This window comes from Stagnihabitans lacustris (genome assembly GCF_025950525.1).
Taxonomy (GTDB): Bacteria; Pseudomonadota; Alphaproteobacteria; order Rhodobacterales; family Rhodobacteraceae; genus Stagnihabitans.
The window spans coordinates 226057-244954 of the sequence record NZ_JAPDGS010000006.1; the positions used below are offsets into that span (position 1 = coordinate 226057).

Here is an 18898-nt window from a genome sequence, read left to right on the forward strand (position 1 = left end):
CGGGGGGCTTTCGCCCCCCGCCCCCCCCAACCAAAAGGGCGCACGCGCCCCTTTGGAAACCCCGTGAATATTTCGGCCAGTATGAAAGCGGGGAACGGGTCAGGCGGCGCGATCAGGGCACGATGGCAATTTGGCCCCTTCATCTTTTCAAAAATATCCCCGCCGGAGGCGCAGCTTTCAAACTGCGATCAGCGCCCAGTTGACGGCGCGCCAGCCCTCGCGCGTGGCGACCAGCATGGCGGTCAGCTGACAGCCGATGCGGGGCAACTCGCGCCCCGCCTCATCCCTTGCGCCCGAGACGACATAGCGCTGGGTCAGGATCGCAGCGCCGGGGCCAAGAGCGCGCAGCCGCGCTTTGCCAGTCACCAGTTTCGCGCCGGCAAAGATGCCTGCGAATTCCCCAGCCATGATCTGCTGAGCCTCATGCGCACCCTCGGCCACGGCCCCGGTCAGCGTCACGACATCGGCATCCGCGGTCAGCCAGGCGGCGATCGTCGCGGCATCTCCCTGGCCGAAGGCCGTCGCGAAAAGCTTGGGCAGGTCTTCCGGGGTCATTGCGCGGCCTTCGCAAGAAAGGGGACAAGGTCGCCATAGCCGGTGAAGCGGCGTTCATAGGCCAGGCCAAGGCGCGCGGCGCAGTCCTGCGCCTTGGCATCCAGGGCCGGATCATCGGTCTGCGCCTGATAGACCAGCTTGGTGTAATGGCCGAAATACATGTCGCGAAGTTGCGGGTGCCGGTCCAGCCCCATGGGCCGCCAGACAAAGGCGTCGAACTGCCGCACCAGGAAATCGGTCAGGTAAAAGGCGGTGAACTCGGTTTCCGAGAGTTCCGCAAAGGCCGCGTTGCCTTCAAAAAACGAATAACAATGGGGCCCTGCAATCATCTCGACGCCCAGTTCCTTGCACTTTTCCTGCAATTGACCGCCGGTGCCGCAATCGGCGTAAAGGACGAAGATCCGCTCATGCGAGGCGGCCCGCACAGCCTTTTCGACCTCGGCCGTGATCTTGTCGGGGTAAAGATGCAGCTTGGCCGGCAGGCATTGCAAGTCCAGGTGATCCCAGCCATTGGCGCGTTTCACCGCCAGAACCTCATGCGCCAAGGCGCCGCAGGCCAGAACCAGCACGCGGCCGCCGCTGGGGGCAAGGCCGGTTTCGGTCAGGGTAAGGTCATCTGGCAGGGGGGCGTTCTCCATGACCTACCATGACAAGTCTGGACCCAAAAGAAAACCCCGGGCACCCGACCCGGGGTTTTGGCGCTCTGTTTCAGCTGCGTAGCCCGGGGTATACCCCGGGGCCGAGGATCAGATGTTCGGCTGATTGTGCTTGCGCGCAACGAAGGCCTTGGCGGTTTCCACGGCCACGGCCGCATCGCGGCAATAGGCATCCGCACCGATGGCACGGCCGAATTCCTCGTTCAGCGGCGCGCCGCCGACCAGCACGATATAGTCGTCGCGCAGGCCCTTTTCCTTCATCGTGTCGATCACGACTTTCATATAGGGCATCGTGGTGGTCAGCAGGGCCGACATGCCCAGGATATCGGGCTGTTCCGATTCCAGCGCCGCCAGATAGCTTTCGACCGAGTTGTTGATCCCCAGATCCTTCACCTCGAAGCCCGCGCCTTCCATCATCATGCCGACAAGGTTCTTGCCGATGTCATGGATGTCGCCCTTGACGGTGCCAATCACCATCTTGCCCATCCGCGGCGCGCCGGTTTCGGCCAGCAGCGGCTTGAGGATGAACATGCCACCCTTCATCGCATTGGCGGCCAACAGCACTTCGGGAACGAACAGGATGCCGTCGCGGAAGTCGGCGCCGACGATGGTCATGCCGGCGACCAGCGCCTTGGTCAGGACGTCATAGGGCGTCCAGCCGCGTGCGATCAGGATGTTGACGCCCTCTTCGATCTCTTCCTTCAGACCGTCGTAAAGGTCGTCATGCATCTGCAAGACCAGCTCGTCGTCAGAAAGTTCAGAGAGGATGATTTCGTCGTCGTCGGCCATGGGTCTGCTCCTGAAAGCGTTTGGCAAGTGATGGGGCCTGAACGCCCCACACACTATTCCCTTACCGACATGCCCCGGATGAAAGCCGACAGCAAGGGGGTTTCACCTTGGAATAGCGCGGGTTTCTTGACAAGAGGTCAAGGGGAATGTGCCTTTTGCCCCCTTGGCGTTGTTCGCCTTGTGTTCTAATCTTGATCCATGGAAACCAAGGCCGCCACCATCCTGCCGGGCCAGAAGCTGCGCGCCCGTGGCGCCGCAAGCAACGCTGTGGGCCGCTATGAAGGCGCCCTGCGCCTGGCCTATGACGACGGTTGGGACATCCCCCACGACGAGCGCCTGGTGCGCACAGAGGTGCGCATCGAAAATCCCCGTTCGGCCATCACCTACAACCAATCCCCCGACCTGCCTTTCGACCGGTCGATCAACCCTTACCGCGGCTGCGAACATGGCTGCGTCTATTGCTTTGCGCGCCCCAGCCATGCCTGGCTGAACCTCTCGCCCGGCCTGGATTTTGAGACGAAGCTTATCGCCCGCCCCGGCATCGGCGCTGTGCTGGACCGCGAGTTGCGCGCCAAGACCTACCGTCCCGCCGTGATTGCCCTTGGCACCAACACCGATCCTTATCAGCCGATCGAGGCCGAGCATCGCGTGATGCGCGAGGTGCTGGAGGTGCTGATGGCCCATCGCCATCCCGTAGCGATCACGACCAAGGGCACGCTGATCGAGCGTGACCTTGACATCCTGGCCCCGATGGCAGCGCAGGGCCTTTTGCGGGTGGGCATGACGGTGACAACGCTGGAGGACGATTTGTCGCGTCGGATGGAGCCCCGCGTGCCCCGCCCCGCCCGCCGGCTGCAGACGATCCGGCGGCTGACCGATGCGGGGGTGCCGGTGCGGGTCATGGTCTCGCCCTTGATCCCGGGCCTGTCGGATCACGAGCTGGAGCCGATCCTCCAGGCCGCCAAGACGGCAGGCGCCGTCGCTGCCAGCTGGATCCATTTGCGCCTGCCGCTTGAGGTCTCGGGCCTGTTTCAAGAGTGGCTGGCCCAGCATTACCCCGACCGCGCCGCCAAGGTCATGGGCCGCGTCCGAGAGTTGCATGGCGGCAAGGAGTACGACGCGGCCTTTGGCCAGCGTTTTCGCGGGCAGGGGCTGTGGGCCGATCTGATGCGCAAGCGGTTCAAGGTGGCGACGGAAAGGCTTGGCCTGAACCCGGACCTGCCGCCGCTGCGCTGCGACCTTTTCCGCCCTCCGACGGGGCAGGGCGCGCAAATGGGCTTCGACCTCTAGCCCGGGGCAATCTCGTGGCTGCCCGAGCTTGGCGAAGCCCGCCGGGAGAGGTCTGGAGAGGGCAGCGCCCTCTTCAGCCGGGGCCGCCGCGCGGGCCGAGGGCTTGCCCGAGGCCCCCCGGTTCCGAAATCGCAACCGGTAAAAGGACACCCGGGGCGTTTCCCCCGGGCCAGGCTGCTTGTCCAAAGCGCCAATCCTGCGGCGAAAGTCTTGGCGACCTGTGGCCTTACCCCCTGCGGCGACGCTCGCGCTTTTCGGGACCATTGCCATCCGTGCCATCGCTTGCGGACGAAAACGCCCCCAGCTTGGCCTGGATATCCTCGGCCGTCGGCGCAGGCCCGCGCGGCCGTGTCTCCAGCGCGTGGCGCATCGCGGCCAGATGTTCCGGCATCGTGCCGCAGCAGCCGCCGATGATCTTGACGCCCGCATCCCGCGCCAGGACCGCATATTCGCCCATCAACTCCGGCGTGCCGTCGTAATGGATATGGCCCTCGTGATACTTCGGGATGCCCGCATTGCCCTTGGCGATCAAGGGCCGCGTGGTCCCGGTGGCCGCAAAGCCCAGCACCGTCCGCATCAGGTCCGAGGCCCCCACGCCGCAATTGGCGCCAAAGGCCAGGGGCGGCACGGCCATGCCCTCGACCTTCTTGGCCAGATCGGCCGAGGTGATCCCCATCATCGTGCGCCCGGCCGTGTCAAAGCTCATCGTGCCGGCCCAGGGCAGGCCCACGGCTTGGGCTGCTTCCGCGGCTGCGGCATATTCCTCAAAGGCCGACATGGTCTCGATCCAGGCGACATCGGCACCGCCGGCCTTCAGACCTTCCATCTGCTCGGTAAAGATCTCCACCGCCAGCGCATGGGTCATGGTCCCCATCGGCTGGAAAATCTCGCCCGTAGGTCCGACCGACCCCGCGACCACAACCACCCGCCCCGAGGCATCGGCGATCTCGCGGCCCAATTCCGCTGCCACCTTGTTCAGCTCGTGCACGCGACCTTGGGCCTGGTGCAGCTTCAGCCGCGCCGCATTGCCGCCGAACGTGTTGGTGAGAAAGATATCCGATCCGGCATCCACCGCGGCCTTGTAAAGCTTGCGGATGTTTTGCGGCTGATCGGTGTTCCAGAACTCCGGCGGCTCGCCCGAGGACAGGCCCATGTTGAACAGGTTCGTCCCCGTGGCGCCATCGGCCAGAAGCCAGTCACGGGTGGACAGAAGTTTGGACAAAGCATCCATGGAAGGCCTCCGGGGAAGGCTCCAGGTCACGCCCGGAGCGGCGGATAAAGGCTCCGGGTCAAGCCCGGAGCGGCGGGGGAATGTGACGGGCGGCGCGCGCACCACCATCGGGCGCGCCGCAACCCAGACGCAAAGCCGCCCCGGGGCCAGGCCCGGGGCGGCTCTGGTGTCAGATTTCGCCCATCAACTGGGCTTTGGCCACCGGCAGCATCTCGGCCATCTTGCCGCGGATCTGATCGGCCGAGGCCTTGTCGCCCAGGTCGGCGGACAGTTTGCGGACGACGTCTTCGATGCCGGCCTCTTCGAAATCAGCACTGACGACTTCGACCGCATAGGCGGCCGCGTCATCGCCCGATTTGCCCAGCAGTTCGGCCGCCCAAAGGCCCACCAGCTTGTTGCGCCGGGCCTCGGCGCGGAACTGCATCTCGGCATCATGCGCGAACTTGGATTCGAAAGCGTTCTCGCGGTCGTCAAAGGTGGTCATGGTCAGGCCCCTTGGTTGCATGTTTCCCCTCATATGCCCGCGCGCGGGCTTTCCTGCAAGGGGCGGGCTTTTCTGCACCGAGGTCTTTCCCGCACCGAGAGGCTTTCTCGCCGGGGGGGCTTTCCTGACGGGGGGAGCTTTCCTGCCGGGTCTGACGCCCACACCTTGCCGCGCCTTGGCCCTTCGCGTATAGCCCAAACCGAAAGGGTTCCGCATGCCGGGGCCCCAATGGTGTTTCGGGATACATATGGCACGGCGCAAGAAGGTCTATGAGGGCAAGGCGAAGATCCTTTACGAAGGTCCCGAGCCCGGCACCCTGATCCAGTATTTCAAGGATGAGGGCGTTCCTGGCCCGTCTTCCGAGGAATCGGCCACCTTCGAAGGCAAGGGGGTCTTGAACAACCGCCTGTCCGAATTCTTCATGGCCGGGCTGAATGCCATCGGCGTGCCCACCCATTTCATCCGCCGCATCAACATGCGCGAACAGCTGGTGCGCGAGGCCGAGATCATCCCGCTGCAAGTCGTCGTGCGCAACTTTGCCGCCGGAGACCTCTCGAACCGCTTGGGCATCCCCGAGGGCACGCCCCTGCCGCGGCCCATCGTCGAATATTATTACAAGGACCCGCGGCTGAACCTGCCGCTGGTGTCCGAGGAACATATCATCGCCTTTGGCTGGGCCAGCCAGCAGGACCTGGATGATATCATCGCGCTCGCCCTGCGGGTCAACGACTTCCTGTCCGGCGTCATGCTGGGCGTGGGCACCCGTCTGGCCGATTTCCGGCTGGAGATCGGGCGGATCTGGGATGGCGACTTCATGCGGCTGATCGTCGCTGACGAGCTGTCGGCCGACAGCTGCCGCCTGTGGGACCTGCGCCGCCCCGAGGGCGCGCCCGGTGCCGAGCCCGGCCCCATGGCCGATGTCTATTCCGAACTGGCGCGGCGCCTGGGGGTTCTGCCCTCGAACGTCACCCATGCGCCAAAACCCACCCTGATCAACTGAAAGGTTTGCCGATGAAAGCCCGTGTCACCGTCATGCTGAAAGCCGGCGTCCTGGATGTGCAGGGCGAGGCCGTGCGCCACGCCCTGGGGACCCTGGGCTTCGAGGGCGTCAACGGCGTTCGCCAGGGCAAGGTGATCGAGCTGGACTTGGCCGATCAAGACAATGCCGATGAGGCGGTCAAGACGATGTGCGAAAAGCTGCTGGCCAATACGGTCATCGAAAGCTACCGCGTCGAGATCCTGTAAGCCAGGCAGCCTTGCCCGAAAGGCCCCCCGCGTGGGGGCCTTTTGTTTTGCGGTCACGGGTTTCGCTGGGGGCCTCTGCCCGCTAGGCTGCGGCCAAAAGGAGAGCCCCATGAGAGCCGCCGTCCTGCGCGCATACCGCGCCGACCTTAGCCTGGAAACCGTCCCCGATCCGGTCTGCGAAGCCGATGGCGTGGTCCTCAGGGTCCTGTCCTGCGGGATCTGCCGCAGCGATTGGCATGGCTGGGTTGGCGAACACGCCCGCGTCAAGCCGGGCGCCATCCCGGGCCACGAATACTGCGGCGAGGTCGTCGAGGCCGGCCCCCTGGCCAAGTTCCGCGTCGGAGAGCGGGTGATCGCGCCCTTTATCCTCGCCTGCGGAGAGTGCCCCGAATGTCGCTCCGGCCAATCCACCACCTGCGGCAACCAGCGCGTGCCGGGTTTTGGCGAGCCCGGGGCCTATGCGGAATTTATCTCGGTGCCGCGGTCGCATAACCTGGCCTTGTTGCCGGAAAGCCTGTCTCCGGCGCTGGCGGCGGGCTTGGGATGCCGCGTGACCACGGCCTATCACGCGTTGACGGGGCGGGCGGCCCTGCAGGCGGGGGAGTGGTTGGCGATCCATGGCACGGGCGGGGTTGGGCTCTCGGCGCTCTTGATCGGGCGGGCTTTGGGGGCGCGGATCATCGCGGTGGATGTGGTGCCCGAAAGGCTGGAACACGCCCTTGGGCTGGGGGCAGAGTGCGCTTTCGACGCCCGGGATGGCGATGTGGCAGAGGCGATCCGCGAGGCGACCCGGGGCGGCGCCCATGTCTCGCTGGAGGCTTTGGGGATACCGGCCACGCTGAACGCCTCGATCGACTGTCTCAGGCCGCTGGGCCGCCACATCCAGATCGGGATGCCGACGGGGCATCATGCGAAGGTCGAGGTCAATATGCTGGCGGTCTATATGAAACAGCTGTCGCTGTTTGCCAGCCGGGGGATGCCGGCCTGGCGCTATCCGTCGCTGCTGTCGCTGATCGAGACGGGGAAGGTCGACGTCCGCCCCATCGTGGCGCGGCAGGTGGCGCTGTCCGAAGCAAGCCGCGAGCTGCGCGCCTTTGACGGCCCGATGCCGCCCGGCGTGGCGGTGATCACCGACTTCGCGGGGTGATCGGGGGTGATTGGGGGGTGGCCAACTACGGGGGGCCCGTTAACGGGGGCCAAGGGGGCCTCGGGCAAAGCCCTCGGCCCGCGCGGCGGCCCCGGCCGGAGCGGGCTTCGCCCGCTCCGGCGCGCTGGACCTGACAGGTCTGGTGCGCGGTTATGGCGCAAGGGTGAGTGTCTGGACCAAATCGAAAGCCATTGCGGAGCCGAGGCAGGGGGCGCTGCCCCCGAGGCCTTGCGGCCTCTCCCCCGGGATATTTGGGTCAGTATGAAAGCGGAGGGCGGAGCGTCGCTTGGCAGAGGCTGGGTCATGATCCCCAAGGCCCAATCCCCAGGGTTCCCAACGGCATGATACCCGAGGGGGCAAGTCGGGTGTCTTGCATCGCATAGGCCCCAAGCATGTTCCCCCAAGCGCGGACAAGCGGCTGATGGCCCGCCCCCCCTGCGGTCTGCTGGATCTGTCCTTCCCTTGCGCTTTCACACGGACGCAAATATTCCCGCCGGAGGCCTCTGAGCCGCAGGGCGTCCGCCCGCAGGCGAGGCAAAGGCTTGCGCGCCAGCGCTCGTTTGAGTCAGCGTTTGATGGCGGGGTCGCCCTTGGGCAGGTGGTAGAACCCGTCGGCTGCGAGGCTTTGCCAGGCGCCCTGCGTGCCGTCCGGCCAGATCACCCGGACCTCGGCCGCCTCTGCCGCCCCCAGCCCGAAGTGGCGCCAGCCGATCTGGCCGCCGCCCTGGCCGCCGCCCACCGTCAGCTCACGCCTCTGCACGCGTTCGCCCACCCTGACCTCGATCCAACCGCCCACCGCGTCGCGGTTTGCCCCCGGCGCCTGGGGCGCCAGCATCAGCCAATGGCCCAAGGGCGCGCCCGCCGTATCCGAACCGGTGTTGCGCCAGACCTCGGCCCCGGCGTTGCGATTGGCCGCCACCAGGTCCAGCCGCCCGTCGCCATCCAGATCGACCACCGAACCGCCGCGGCCTTGGCGCATCGAGGCCACGCCCGCGCGGTCGCCCGCCTCGGTAAAGCCCGTATCGCCGCCCAAAAGCAGGTTGTTCGGGTCATCCTTGGCGAAATCCGGCATGGCCGAGACATTGCCCTTCACCACGTAAAGATCGACATAGCCGTCGTCGTTCACGTCCTGCAACTCGGCGTGCCAGCCGGTCGAGGGGCGCGCGTCCCCGCCGACATAGGGCCGATGCGCCGTGGCGCCCAGGCCAAAGGCCACGTCCTTGAACTGCGCCTTGCCCGGGCCATCCGCCAGGGTCTGCAGCTTTTGATCGGCCATCGAGGTCAGGTAGTAATCGGGGTAAAGATCGCCGTTCACATCGGCGCTGGCGATGCCCATGCCCCAGATTTTCAACGGTTTCCAGCCCTCGTCGGGGCCATAAAGCCGGGGCTCCGCCTCCAGGTGCCACAGCTGTTCGGTGCCGCCCTTGTAGTATTCCCGGTCGTTGGACACCCGCAGACTGGGCCGCCCCGACAGGTTCCAATCGGTGAACAGCATCGACAGCGCGCAGAACGCGGGCTTCAACGCGAGGGGGGCGGCAAACCCCTGACCCTTGGGCCGGTAAAGCCGGTTTTCGGTGCAGGACCCCCAGGGGAAGGCCTCTTCCTTGCGGTCGATATAGCTGCCGACGGCCAGGGTCGGCCAGGTGGCCCCCGGCTCCCAGGTGGCGGCAAATGCGGTGGACCACAGGTCGCCGCCGTCAAAGCCCCAGGCCTCGTTGGCGCGTTGGAACTGACACTCCCCCAGGCCGCGCATCACCAGATCCTCGCCAGACCGCAGGACGACCAGGTCCATCACCCCGTCGCTGTCCACGTCCAGCGGCCAGGCGCCCGTCACCCGATCGGCCTCCAGCCCCGAGACCTGCGGCGCAAAGGCCAGTTTGCCCGGCGTGCTTTGGTTCCGGTAAAGCGCCGCGGGCGATGTGCCGCCGGCAAAGAACAGCTCTGGCAGGCCGTCGCCCGAACAATCAAAGGCCGCAACCCCGCCGCCCACCATGAATTCCCAATCGCCCGTATAGGCATGGGCGATCCCCGATGTCGCGGTCTGGTCTTGAAAGACCGGCACCTGGGGTTCGGCCAGGGCGGGGGCCGCCAGCGTCAGGGTCAGGATCAGATGCGCCTTCATGCCCGCGTCCTCAGGTTGACCGCGAAGCCGCCCACACAGGCGCCCAGCTTGGCGCCCTCGACGATGGCGGGGCGAAAGTGGATGCCGCCGTAAAGCCGCGAGATCCCGGCCTCGTCGGCGGCGGCCTGAAAGCTGGCAAAGCTGCGCGGGGGCACGCCGTCGGGCGTCGGGCTTTGGTCGGCAAAGGCGTAGTCCGGCCCGAACAGCGCGGTCAGCACCCTGGCCCCCGCCGCCGATTGCACCGAATGGCCCGAGGGGTATTCCGGGAAGGGCGGGGTGTTCAGCAAGGGCGTCCAGGCCTTGTCGATGACCTTTTGGATATAGGTGATCGGTCGGACCGTATTGAACCGGTATTTCGCGGCCCAACAGGCAATGAAAGCATCGGCCTGGCCGATCCCCATGCGGGCCAGAGCCTCGACCCGGGCGGTCAGGTCCAGGCCGCGCTCTTCGGCCACCTGCAGCAGGATCGCCACCCAATGCCCGGGAGGCGTCCAAGTCAGCATGGCGTCATCGGACCAGAACCGCGCGATATGGGTTTGGTCTTGGGTCAGGGCCTTTGCGGTGTCATAGACCTCCAGCGCCTCGGTGTGGAAGGCCGAGCCGGGGTCCTCGGAATAGGGCGTGGGGTCGGCGATGCCGCAGGGCAATGCGACCATGTCGGTCAAAGCGGGCATGGCAAAGGGCCGGTTCCTGCCCCAGTCGGGCAGCAAGGGCGCCTGTTGCAGGGCAATCTTCGAGGTGGGCACCCATTCGCCCGGGGTCCCCTTGGGCGCCCAGCTCATCGGGAAGCCCTGGTTTGCGATGACCGCACCGCCATCGGTCGCAGCCCAGTCCAGAAGCGCCGCGCCAAGCCCCGCGCCCACGCTGCGGCTGGCCGCCACGACATCGGCCGCAACGCCCTCTGCCGCCTGTTCGGCCATCTTGGCGGTCATTGCGGCCATGGCGCGCTGGCCCGTAGGCCCGGTGTTGGAAAACAGCGCTGCCACAAGGGTTTCCAGCGCCCCGTTCAGCACGACGGCCGTGTCATAGCCCTGCCCCGGCGCGCGGTCGGGCAGGGTGGTCAGCCCGTTCAACTGCCCTGCCAGCGTCACAAGCCCGCGTCCGTCCGGAACCAGCGCCTCATAGGCGCCAACCCCCAACAGCGCCAAGGCGCGCGAGGCAACCGGAGGCGTCATCGTCGCCGTATGCCGCACCAGTTCCAGCGCCAGCCGATACCACGACGACAGGACCTTGGCCGCCGCTTCGTCGCGCGTCGCGGCCCGGGCCGTCGCCGTCAGGGACAGGACGGCAAGCGCCACGCTCCCGGTCAAAAAGCTCCGCCGTTGCATGGCTTACCCCTCCCAAGGTCCAGCGCCCTTTGCGGGTCATGCCGCGTTGGGACGGTTCATCGCGATATTGCACATCCGGCAAAGGCGCGAACCGAGCCGGGGTTTCCAAAGGGGCCCGGGGGCCCCTTTGGGCAGGGGGTGCGGGGGGCGCGCAGCCCCCCGCTTCCTCCGGGAGAAACCCTCGGCCGAAAGGCTGCGGGTTTCTCCCGGACCCCGCTTAGACGTAACGGTTCCACAGGTTTTCCAGCCGCTCTTGCCGGCCGGATTTCGGCTGGGGCTCCAGCCCCTCGGCGGTGACACGCGCCGCCGCCTCTTCCAAGGAGCCCTTCAGCATCCCCTGGGCCTTGTCCGAGTTCCACCCGGCATAGCGCGCCGCGCGGGCGGCTTCCAACTCGCCCGATTCCAGCAGCGCCGCCGCCGATTTCAGCGCCTTGGCGCAGGTGTCCATACCGCCGACATGGCCCAGCACCAGATCCTCGGCGTCCAAGGACTGCCGGCGGATCTTGCTGTCAAAGTTGGTGCCGCCGGTGCCCAGACCGCCCGCCTTCAGGACCTCATAATAGGCCACTGCGGTTTCGGGCACATTGTTTGGGAACTGATCCGTATCCCAACCCGATTGCAGGTCGTTGCGGTTCATGTCGATGGACCCCAACAGCCCAAGCGCCGCCGCCGTCGCCAGCTCGTGTTCGAACGAGTGCCCGGCCAGGAAGGCATGGCCGGTCTCGATGTTGCACTTCACTTCGTTTTCCAGCCCGAATTGCTTCAGGAAACCGTAAACCGTGGCCACATCATAGTCATACTGGTGCTTGGAGGGCTCTTGCGGCTTGGGCTCGATCAGGATCGTGCCCTTGAAGCCGATCTTGTGCTTGTATTCGACGACCTGTTGCAGGAAGCGGCCTGCGTGCTCACGCTCGGCCTTCATGTCGGTGTTCAACAGCGTCTCATAGCCCTCGCGCCCGCCCCACAGGACATAGTTGGCCCCGTTCAGCTTGTGGGTCGCATCCAGGTTCGCCTTCACGCTTGCCGCGGCATAGGCATAGACATCCGGATCGGGATTGGTGGCCGCCCCCGACATCCAGCGACGGTTCGAGAACATGTTGGCCGTGCCCCACAAAAGCTGGGTCTTGTGGGTCGCCTGCTTCTGGCCAAGGTAATCGACGATCTCGTCCAGGTTGCGCTTGCTTTCGGCAAAGGTTGCGCCTTCGGGGCGCACATCCGCATCGTGGAAGCAATAGAACGGCGCCTGCAGGATATCGAACAGCTCAAACGCCGCGTCGGCCTTCAGCTTGGCCGCTTCCATGCCGCCGTCAAACCACGGACGCTCCAGCGTGCGCCCGCCAAAGGGGTCGTGGCCCTCATAGGCCAAGGAGTGCCAATAGGCGACGGCAAAGCGCAGGTGGTCTTCCATGCGCTTGCCCATCACAACCTCGTCGGGGTTGTAATGGCGGAAGGCGAATTCGTTGGTCGAATCCGGGCCTTCGTATTTGATCTGCGGGATGCCTTTGAAGAAGTCGGTCATGTCAGTCCTATGGGGGCAAAGTTAGTGGGAAAGCGCCTGGATGGCCTTTTGCGCCGCGCGAAAGCGGGCGTGTCCGGCATCGAAGGCAGAGGTCAGGGCGCGGTCGGGCTCGATCACCCTGGCGATGGGGGGCATGGTGGCCACCTCGGCGCCAGCTCCGGTCGCGGCCATCAGGCCCAACCGTGCCGCACCCAGCGCGCCGCCGAAATCGCCCGCGACGGGCAGTTGCACCGGCACATCCAGCGCCGTGGCAATCAGCTTCAGCCAGTAGTCCGAACGCGAGCCACCGCCGACGGCCAGCACGTTTTCCAGCTTGGTCCCGGTGGCGGCCAAGGCGTCGCGGCTGTCACGGAAGGCATAGGTCACGCCCTCCAGCACGGCGCGGGTGCCTGCCGCGCGGTCGGTCTGATGTTCAAGGCCAAGTAGAGCGCCACGGATGGCGGCATCGTTCAGGGGCGTGCGCTCGCCGCCCAGATAGGGCAGGAACAGGCCCTTGCCCGGCGCCTGCAGGGGGCCAAGTTCGCCGGTCAGGGTGGCCGCGGTCTGCCCCACCAGCCCCGCATACCAGTTCAGCGCATCGGTGGCGGCCAGGATCACGCCCATCTGGTGCCAGGTGTTCGGCAAGGCGTGACAGAAGGTATGCACCGCCGTGGCAGGGTCCGGCTGATAGCCGTCATTGGCCGCAAACAGCACGCCCGAGGTGCCCAAAGACACAAAGGCCTGCCCCGCCTTGACCACGCCGACGCCCACGCCCGAGGCCGCGTTGTCGCCGCCCCCGCCCGCCACGACGACGTTCCCCATGCCCCAACGCGAGGCGAGTTCCCCGCGCAGCACGCCCGAAACCTGTGACCCTTCGACCAGCCGCGGCATCTGCGCCCGCGTCAGGCCAGCGGCGGCCAGCAGGTCATCGGACCAATCGCGCGCCCCGGTGTCGAACCAGGCGGTGCCTGCGGCATCCGACATTTCGCCCACATGTTCGCCCGTCAGCCACAGCCGCAGGAAGTCCTTGGGCAAAAGCACCATGGCAACCTTGTCCCACAGCGCGGGTTCATGCTTGCGCATCCAGGCGAGTTTCGGCGCGGTAAAGCCCGGGAAGACGATATTGCCCGTCACCCGGCGAAAGATCGGGTCGCCGTCCATTTCGGCGGCTTCCTCGTGGCTTCGGGTATCGTTCCACAGGATACACGGCCGCAGCACCTGATCGGACTTGTCCAGCACGGTCGCGCCATGCATGTGACCCGACAGGCCGATGCCCTTGACCGCGCCCAGGCCCTGCGCCGCCAGCTTGTCCAGCACGGTTTCGGCCGCCGCGATCCAGGACGAGGGCTCTTGCTCCGACCAACCCTCATGCGGGCGCTGGACGGTCAGGGGGGCGGTGGCTTCCGCCACCACCTTTTGGTTGTCGTCGATCAGGATGCCCTTCAAACCCGAAGTGCCAAGGTCCAGACCAATATACATCACGCAGCCTTTGCCGGTTTTTTGCCCAGGATGATCATGCCCAGGATGTCTTCGTCGGTAACGTCGTCGACCTTGACCGTGCCGACCAACTGGCCGTTCTTCATCACGGCGGCGCGGTCACACAGCTTCATCACCGAATGGATGTCGTGTTCGATCAGGAAGATGCCGATGCCTTGCGCCTTCAGCTCCTGGATCAGTTCCGCCACCATCTGCGTCTCATGCGGACCCAAAGCCGCGGTCGGCTCGTCCATGATCAGGATTTTCGCGTTGAAATAGACCGCACGCGCAATGGCCACCGACTGGCGCTGACCGCCCGACAGGGCAGACACGGGCACGTTGAACTTGCGGAAGTTCGGGTTCAGCCGGCCCATGATCTTGCGGGTCTCGGCCTCCATCCGGCTTTCATCCACAAAGCCCATGGAATTCACGATCTCGCGCCCCAGGAACAGGTTCGAGGCCGCGTCCAGATTGTCGGCCAAGGCCAGCGTCTGATAGATCGTCTCGATGTTTTGCGACCGGGCATCGCGCGGATTGGTGATCGTCACCTTCTCGCCGTTGATCAGGATCTCGCCCGCGTCGGCCTGATAGGCGCCGGACAGACACTTGATCAGCGTCGATTTCCCCGCGCCGTTGTGACCCAACAGGCCCACGACCTCGCCGGGATACAGGTCGATCGACACATGGTCGACGGCCTTGATGCCACCGAAGGCGATCGAGATGTCGCGCAGCTCGACCAGAGGCGTTCCACGATTTGAAGTGCTCATGATGTCGTCCCCTTACTTGATGCGTTTGCGGTAGAGGATGTCGAGATAGACGGCCAAAACCAGGGCCGCGCCGATCACGATTTTCCGGTAAGACCCGTCGCCAAAGCCGATCAGGACCATGCCGGTCTGCAAGGACACCAGGACCAAGGCCCCGATGATCGCGCCGTAAATGGTGCCGACGCCGCCCGCCAAGGATGTGCCGCCCACAACAGCCGAGGCGATGACGTAAAGTTCGTCCAGGTCGCCAAGCGCATTGGTGGCCGAATTCAACCGGGCCGAGGCGATGACGCCCGAAAGCCCCGCCAGCGCACCCATCAGGGCAAAGATCTTGACCGTCATGGCGCGGGTGTTGATGCCCGACAGGGCCGCAGCCTCGGGATTGCCGCCGATGGCAAAGACATAACGGCCGAACCGCGTGCGGGTCATCAGGACCGTCATGCCGATGGCAACCACCAACAGGATCAGCACCGGATAGGCGTAACCGTGGCTGATGAAGGCATCCGCCGGAACCTCTTGGCCCAAGGCGTCATAATATTGCTTCAAGATGCCCTTGGGCCAGGGATAGGCGTTCACCACCATCGTGGCGCCGATGATCAGGCCCAGACCCAGGGCGGCCATGAAGACCTCGGCCCAGACCGGGCGCAAGGGGAAGCCATGCAGCTTACGGTTGGCCCTGCCGTTCACGATCATCCACAAGACGCCCGCGCCCGCAATGGCAGCCACGATCCAGGACCCCGTGGCGCCGACCGCCCCGAAAGGCCCGCCGCCGATCAGCTGGAACGTCGCATCCACCGGCGAGATCGTCCGCCCATCCGAGGCCAGAAAGGCCACGCCGCGCCAGATCAGCAAACCGCCCAGCGTCACGATGAAAGACGGGATCGACAGATACGCGATCAGCCCGCCCTGAAAGGCCCCGATCAGCGCCCCCATGGCGATGCCGAAGATCACCGTCACAACCCAGATTGCCGGATGGCCCAGGCCCAGCCATTGCGGCAGCCACTCCACCTGCAACAGGCCCATATACATGCCCGTCACGCCGACGATGGACCCCACCGACAAGTCGATGTTGCGCGTGATGATGACCAGCACCATTCCCGTCGCCATGATGCCGATGGAGGCGGTCTGCACCGACAGGTTCCACAGGTTGCGCGGCGTCAGGAAGGACCCGTCGCCCAGCACGAAGACGCCGTAAAGGTGAAAGCCCACCCAGATCATGAACAGCGCGCCGACCATGCCGATCAGGCGGGGGTCAAGCTCTGTGGCACGCAAAAAGGCGGCGATGGGGCCGTCTTTCTCCTGGGTCTGCGGACGATGGGATGTGTCGGTCATGAGGATTCCATGATCAGGGGCCAAAGGCACCTTGGCTCACGGGTCGCAACCCGGAGACGGCAGGGCGGCTTTGGCCGGAAGGAGATCTGCAGCAGGCCCCCCAAGGGGCGGGCGCAAAGAAAAAGGCCGGCCCCCTGTTGGGGGACCGGCCCGAAGTCAGGCTTATTCGCAGCCCTTCACGCCGGCAGCAGCACCTTCGCAGGCCTGTTCCTTGGTGATGTGGCCAGCGTCGATCGCCAGGTTCACGGTGTCCTTGGTGATGGCGGTGGGGGTCAGCAGGATGGCATTCATCTCCACGCCCTTTTCGCCGTCCGCGAACTTGGTGGCACCCGCGATGGCGTCCAGCGCCACGCCGTCAGCCAGTTGGGCCGCGATCTCGCCGGCAGCCTTGCCGAGTTGACGCGAGTCCTTCCAGACCGACACGGTTTGCGTGCCACGGGCAACGCGGTTGATGGCCGCAAGGTCGCCGTCCTGGCCACCCAGCGGAACATTCAGGCCCTGAGCAGCCAAGGCCGCCGCAGCACCACCGGCCATGCCGTCATTTTCCGACAGGACAGCGTCCACCGCGTTGTTGTTCGCGGTCAGGATCTGTTCCATGTTCTTCTGGGCGTTCTCGGGCTTCCAGCCGTCCGAGTTCGCTTCGCCGACGATCTTGATCGTCCCGGCCTTCACGGCCTCACCGATCACCATTTCCATGCCAGCGCGCAGGAACTTGACGTTCGGATCGCCCGGGTCGCCCAGGATGATGGCATAGTTGCCATCGGGCTTGGCCTTCATGACTTCTTCGGCGATGATCTTGCCAACGCCGACGTTGTCGAAGGTCAGATAGAAGGTGCGGGCGTCTTCGATCAGACGGTCGTAACCGACGACCGGGATACCTTCGGCGGCGGCTTTCTCGATGGCCGGCCCGATGGCGTCCTTGTCCCAGGCGTTGATGATCAGCGCATCAACACCCTGCGCGATCAGCGCGTCGATGTCCGACAGCTGCTTTTCGGCCGAAGATTGCGCGTCGGCCGAGACATATTCGTCGCCCGCGGCTTCGATGGCGGCCTTCATGGCGGCTTCGTCGATCTTCCAGCGCTCTTCCTGGAACTGAGCCCAAGAGACACCGATCTTTTTGCCTTCGGCGAAAGCTGCCGTCGAAAGGCTGGTCGCCGCGAGCAGCGCGGCGAGAACTACTTTACGCATTACTATCCTCCCATGGATGTGGCCAAGCGCATGGCCGCCCCGCAGATTCGTCGGGGCATGAGGGACGTTGCCGTGAATAATTTCAGTTGTCAAAATATATTTGCCGCATCATTCTTGGGGTGACCGAAAAAGGGGCGGTTTTCATGCTGCGCTGCGGCAAATGTGGCAGGCATAATGACCGATCCCATGGGTTTTCGTTCAAGAGGTGAAGAAATGCGCAAGGCAGGCACAGAGCAGCGTTCGGGCTGTGGTCCGCTGATCACGCCCTGGTCCGAACAGATGCGGCCGCTCCGCCAGCAGGTCTTTGAACGCATCCGCGCGCATGGGTTGGTGCCGCGCGTGCAATTGGCCAAGGATCTGGGCGTCTCGCCCGCCTCTGTGACAACGATGACCCAGGAACTGATCGAGGCCGGCCTCATCGCAGAAACCGCGACCCCCGCCGCCGCAGGGCGCGGCCGTCCGGCGGTGGCCTTGGGGGTGCGGGCGGGGGCGCATGTCGTGGCGGGGCTGAAACTGTCCGACCGCGAACACACCGCCGTCGTGGTGGATTTCGCGGGCAACATGCTGGCCGATGACGCCGTCGCGCGTGAGCCGGGGCCTGCCACGCTGGACGCGCTTTTGACCTCGGTCGAAGAGCTGTTGGCCAAGGTCTGCGCCAAGGCCGGCATCGCGCCCGCGGCGCTGTCGGGCGTCGGCATCGGGGTTCCGGGCTTTGTCGATCATGCCGAGGGGATGGTGCATTGGTCCTCAACCCTGGTCGAGCGCGAAGTGCCCCTGGCCAGCGCGGCGGCGGCCCGGATCGGCTGTCCGGTCGCCATCGACAATGATGCGAACCTGGTGGCCCTGGCCGAGCTGTGGTTCGGCGCCGGGCGGGCCTTGGCCGATTTCGCGGTGGTGACGATTGAACACGGGGTGGGCATGGGCTTTGTCATGAACCATCGGATCTATCGCGGGGCGCAGCGTCTGGGGATGGAACTGGGCCACACCAAGGTGCAGCTTGACGGCGCGCTGTGCCGCTGTGGCCAGCGCGGCTGCCTTGAGGCCTATGTGGCCGACTATGCCCTGGCGCGTGAGGCGCTGACGGCGCTGAACCTGAACCACCGCCAAAGCCCCTCGATGACTGTGTTGCTGGAAAGCCTTTATCAGCACGCCAAGGCGGGCAACACGACGGCAAGGTCGATCTTTCGCCGGGCAGGGCGCTATCTGGCGATGGGGCTGGCCAATGTGGTGAACCTCTTTGATCCGGCGCTGATCATCCTGTCGGGCGAGCGGATGAAATACGACTACCTTTACGCCGCCGAAACCCTGGCCGAGATGCAGGACCTGGTGATCAACTCTGGCCGCCCCCGGCCGCCAATCGAGATCCACGCCTGGGGCGACCTGCTCTGGGCCCATGGCGCCGCAGCCCTGGCTTTGGGCGAGGTCAGCGACCGCGCCCTGGACGGCGCCCGCGAGATGGCGGCGCAATAGACCCGGGGTTTACCCCGGGCTACGCGGCGGGGCCAAAGCGCCAGCCCGACCAAGCCCAGCCCGACCAAGCCCAGCCCGACCAAGCCCAGCCCGACCAAGCCCAACGCGGCGAAAAGCGCGACAGTCTCCTTTACCTCGCAATGCGGCGGGGCAAACCTGCGGGCCGACCAAGCCCGGCGAAAAGCGCGACCGTTCCGTCTGCCACTCTCTCATTCATCTTTTCATAAATATCCCACGGGAGGGTCCGGGAGGGTGTGAAACCCTCCCGGGGCGTCCCCATGAGATTCGGGGAGGGTGTGAAACCCTCCCGGGGCGTCCCCATG

General features: G+C 65.6%; 17 protein-coding genes. 5 read left to right on the top strand and 12 right to left on the bottom strand.

Going from position 1 to position 18898, the window contains the following annotated elements; genetic code table 11:
• Positions 1–177: 177 nt before the first annotated feature.
• The 3 genes from NX862_RS15215 to NX862_RS15225 all read right to left on the bottom strand — a co-directional run bounded on the left by NX862_RS15215 (position 178) and on the right by NX862_RS15225 (position 2000).
• Positions 178–555 (bottom strand): DUF4440 domain-containing protein, encoded by a 378-nt coding sequence (locus NX862_RS15215; protein WP_264494775.1) that lies wholly within the window; start codon positions 553–555, stop codon positions 178–180.
• The gene (locus NX862_RS15220; RefSeq protein ID WP_264494776.1) at positions 552–1193 is read right to left on the bottom strand and encodes a DUF1638 domain-containing protein; all 642 of its coding nucleotides are present in this window, start codon (positions 1191–1193) and stop codon (positions 552–554) included. Before NX862_RS15220 ends, NX862_RS15215 begins: the two co-directional genes overlap by 4 nt.
• Before the next feature lie 108 nt (positions 1194–1301).
• Positions 1302–2000, bottom strand: a complete 699-nt coding sequence (locus NX862_RS15225; protein ID WP_264494777.1) for a cobalamin B12-binding domain-containing protein — start codon at positions 1998–2000, stop codon at positions 1302–1304.
• Positions 2001–2198: 198 nt separating this feature from the next.
• On the opposite strand from NX862_RS15225, the gene NX862_RS15230 reads away from it, so the two are divergent.
• The gene (locus NX862_RS15230) at positions 2199–3290 is read left to right on the top strand and encodes a PA0069 family radical SAM protein (protein WP_264494778.1); all 1092 of its coding nucleotides are present in this window, start codon (positions 2199–2201) and stop codon (positions 3288–3290) included.
• A 226-nt stretch (positions 3291–3516) separates the two neighbouring features.
• Here NX862_RS15230 and bmt read toward each other — a convergent pair whose 3' ends face one another.
• Together bmt and NX862_RS15240 are read right to left on the bottom strand one after the other, a co-directional pair.
• Positions 3517–4521, bottom strand: coding sequence for a betaine--homocysteine S-methyltransferase (bmt, locus tag NX862_RS15235; protein WP_264494779.1), 1005 nt, complete (start codon positions 4519–4521; stop codon positions 3517–3519).
• Positions 4522–4690: 169 nt separating this feature from the next.
• Positions 4691–5005, bottom strand: coding sequence for a DUF1476 domain-containing protein (locus NX862_RS15240; RefSeq protein ID WP_264494780.1), 315 nt, complete (start codon positions 5003–5005; stop codon positions 4691–4693).
• Between the two features lie 247 nt (positions 5006–5252).
• On the opposite strand from NX862_RS15240, the gene NX862_RS15245 reads away from it, so the two are divergent.
• The 3 genes from NX862_RS15245 (at position 5253) to NX862_RS15255 (ending at position 7397) form a co-directional block, all read left to right on the top strand.
• Positions 5253–6005: a phosphoribosylaminoimidazolesuccinocarboxamide synthase gene (locus NX862_RS15245; RefSeq protein ID WP_264494781.1), complete on the top strand. Its 753-nt coding sequence runs from the start codon at positions 5253–5255 to the stop codon at positions 6003–6005.
• A gap of 11 nt (positions 6006–6016) precedes the next feature.
• Positions 6017–6250 carry a phosphoribosylformylglycinamidine synthase subunit PurS gene (purS, locus tag NX862_RS15250; protein ID WP_264494782.1) on the top strand — a complete coding sequence of 78 codons (234 nt, stop codon included), beginning with the start codon at positions 6017–6019 and terminating at the stop codon, positions 6248–6250.
• Positions 6251–6359: 109 nt separating this feature from the next.
• Positions 6360–7397, top strand: coding sequence for a zinc-binding dehydrogenase (locus tag NX862_RS15255; RefSeq protein ID WP_264494783.1), 1038 nt, complete (start codon positions 6360–6362; stop codon positions 7395–7397).
• Between the two features lie 565 nt (positions 7398–7962).
• On the opposite strand, the gene NX862_RS15260 is transcribed toward NX862_RS15255, so the two are convergent.
• The 7 genes from NX862_RS15260 to NX862_RS15290 all read right to left on the bottom strand — a co-directional run bounded on the left by NX862_RS15260 (position 7963) and on the right by NX862_RS15290 (position 17105).
• Complete coding sequence (locus tag NX862_RS15260; RefSeq protein ID WP_264494784.1) at positions 7963–9519, bottom strand: CRTAC1 family protein; 1557 nt, start codon at positions 9517–9519, stop codon at positions 7963–7965.
• The gene (locus NX862_RS15265) at positions 9516–10847 is read right to left on the bottom strand and encodes a vanadium-dependent haloperoxidase (RefSeq protein WP_264494785.1); all 1332 of its coding nucleotides are present in this window, start codon (positions 10845–10847) and stop codon (positions 9516–9518) included. The genes NX862_RS15260 and NX862_RS15265 overlap by 4 nt, the downstream gene beginning before the upstream one ends.
• A gap of 217 nt (positions 10848–11064) precedes the next feature.
• Positions 11065–12366, bottom strand: coding sequence for a xylose isomerase (gene xylA / locus NX862_RS15270; protein WP_264494786.1), 1302 nt, complete (start codon positions 12364–12366; stop codon positions 11065–11067).
• Positions 12367–12387: 21 nt separating this feature from the next.
• Positions 12388–13824: a xylulokinase gene (xylB, locus tag NX862_RS15275; protein WP_264494787.1), complete on the bottom strand. Its 1437-nt coding sequence runs from the start codon at positions 13822–13824 to the stop codon at positions 12388–12390.
• A complete protein-coding gene (locus NX862_RS15280; protein WP_264494788.1) occupies positions 13824–14588 on the bottom strand; it encodes an ATP-binding cassette domain-containing protein in 765 nt (254 codons plus the stop codon). The genes xylB and NX862_RS15280 overlap by 1 nt, the downstream gene beginning before the upstream one ends.
• Before the next feature lie 12 nt (positions 14589–14600).
• A complete protein-coding gene (locus NX862_RS15285; RefSeq protein WP_264494789.1) occupies positions 14601–15917 on the bottom strand; it encodes a sugar ABC transporter permease in 1317 nt (438 codons plus the stop codon).
• A gap of 162 nt (positions 15918–16079) precedes the next feature.
• Positions 16080–17105 carry a substrate-binding domain-containing protein gene (locus tag NX862_RS15290; protein ID WP_264494790.1) on the bottom strand — a complete coding sequence of 342 codons (1026 nt, stop codon included), beginning with the start codon at positions 17103–17105 and terminating at the stop codon, positions 16080–16082.
• A gap of 213 nt (positions 17106–17318) precedes the next feature.
• On the opposite strand from NX862_RS15290, the gene NX862_RS15295 reads away from it, so the two are divergent.
• On the top strand, positions 17319–18575 hold the full coding sequence (locus tag NX862_RS15295; protein WP_264494791.1) for an ROK family transcriptional regulator: 1257 nt from the start codon (positions 17319–17321) through the stop codon (positions 18573–18575).
• Positions 18576–18898 lie beyond the last annotated feature (323 nt).

Coding starts and splice junctions, on each gene's coding strand:
- xylA (WP_264494786.1), bottom strand. CDS start 12,366: ATGACCGACTTCTTCAAAGGCATCCCGCAGATCAAATACGAAGGCCCG.
- NX862_RS15260 (WP_264494784.1), bottom strand. CDS start 9,519: ATGAAGGCGCATCTGATCCTGACCCTGACGCTGGCGGCCCCCGCCCTG.
- NX862_RS15265 (WP_264494785.1), bottom strand. CDS start 10,847: ATGCAACGGCGGAGCTTTTTGACCGGGAGCGTGGCGCTTGCCGTCCTG.
- NX862_RS15255 (WP_264494783.1), top strand. CDS start 6,360: ATGAGAGCCGCCGTCCTGCGCGCATACCGCGCCGACCTTAGCCTGGAA.
- bmt (WP_264494779.1), bottom strand. CDS start 4,521: ATGGATGCTTTGTCCAAACTTCTGTCCACCCGTGACTGGCTTCTGGCC.
- NX862_RS15220 (WP_264494776.1), bottom strand. CDS start 1,193: ATGGAGAACGCCCCCCTGCCAGATGACCTTACCCTGACCGAAACCGGC.
- purS (WP_264494782.1), top strand. CDS start 6,017: ATGAAAGCCCGTGTCACCGTCATGCTGAAAGCCGGCGTCCTGGATGTG.
- NX862_RS15240 (WP_264494780.1), bottom strand. CDS start 5,005: ATGACCACCTTTGACGACCGCGAGAACGCTTTCGAATCCAAGTTCGCG.
- NX862_RS15290 (WP_264494790.1), bottom strand. CDS start 17,105: ATGCGTAAAGTAGTTCTCGCCGCGCTGCTCGCGGCGACCAGCCTTTCG.
- NX862_RS15280 (WP_264494788.1), bottom strand. CDS start 14,588: ATGAGCACTTCAAATCGTGGAACGCCTCTGGTCGAGCTGCGCGACATC.
- NX862_RS15225 (WP_264494777.1), bottom strand. CDS start 2,000: ATGGCCGACGACGACGAAATCATCCTCTCTGAACTTTCTGACGACGAG.
- NX862_RS15285 (WP_264494789.1), bottom strand. CDS start 15,917: ATGACCGACACATCCCATCGTCCGCAGACCCAGGAGAAAGACGGCCCC.
- NX862_RS15215 (WP_264494775.1), bottom strand. CDS start 555: ATGACCCCGGAAGACCTGCCCAAGCTTTTCGCGACGGCCTTCGGCCAG.
- xylB (WP_264494787.1), bottom strand. CDS start 13,824: ATGTATATTGGTCTGGACCTTGGCACTTCGGGTTTGAAGGGCATCCTG.
- NX862_RS15245 (WP_264494781.1), top strand. CDS start 5,253: ATGGCACGGCGCAAGAAGGTCTATGAGGGCAAGGCGAAGATCCTTTAC.
- NX862_RS15295 (WP_264494791.1), top strand. CDS start 17,319: ATGCGCAAGGCAGGCACAGAGCAGCGTTCGGGCTGTGGTCCGCTGATC.
- NX862_RS15230 (WP_264494778.1), top strand. CDS start 2,199: ATGGAAACCAAGGCCGCCACCATCCTGCCGGGCCAGAAGCTGCGCGCC.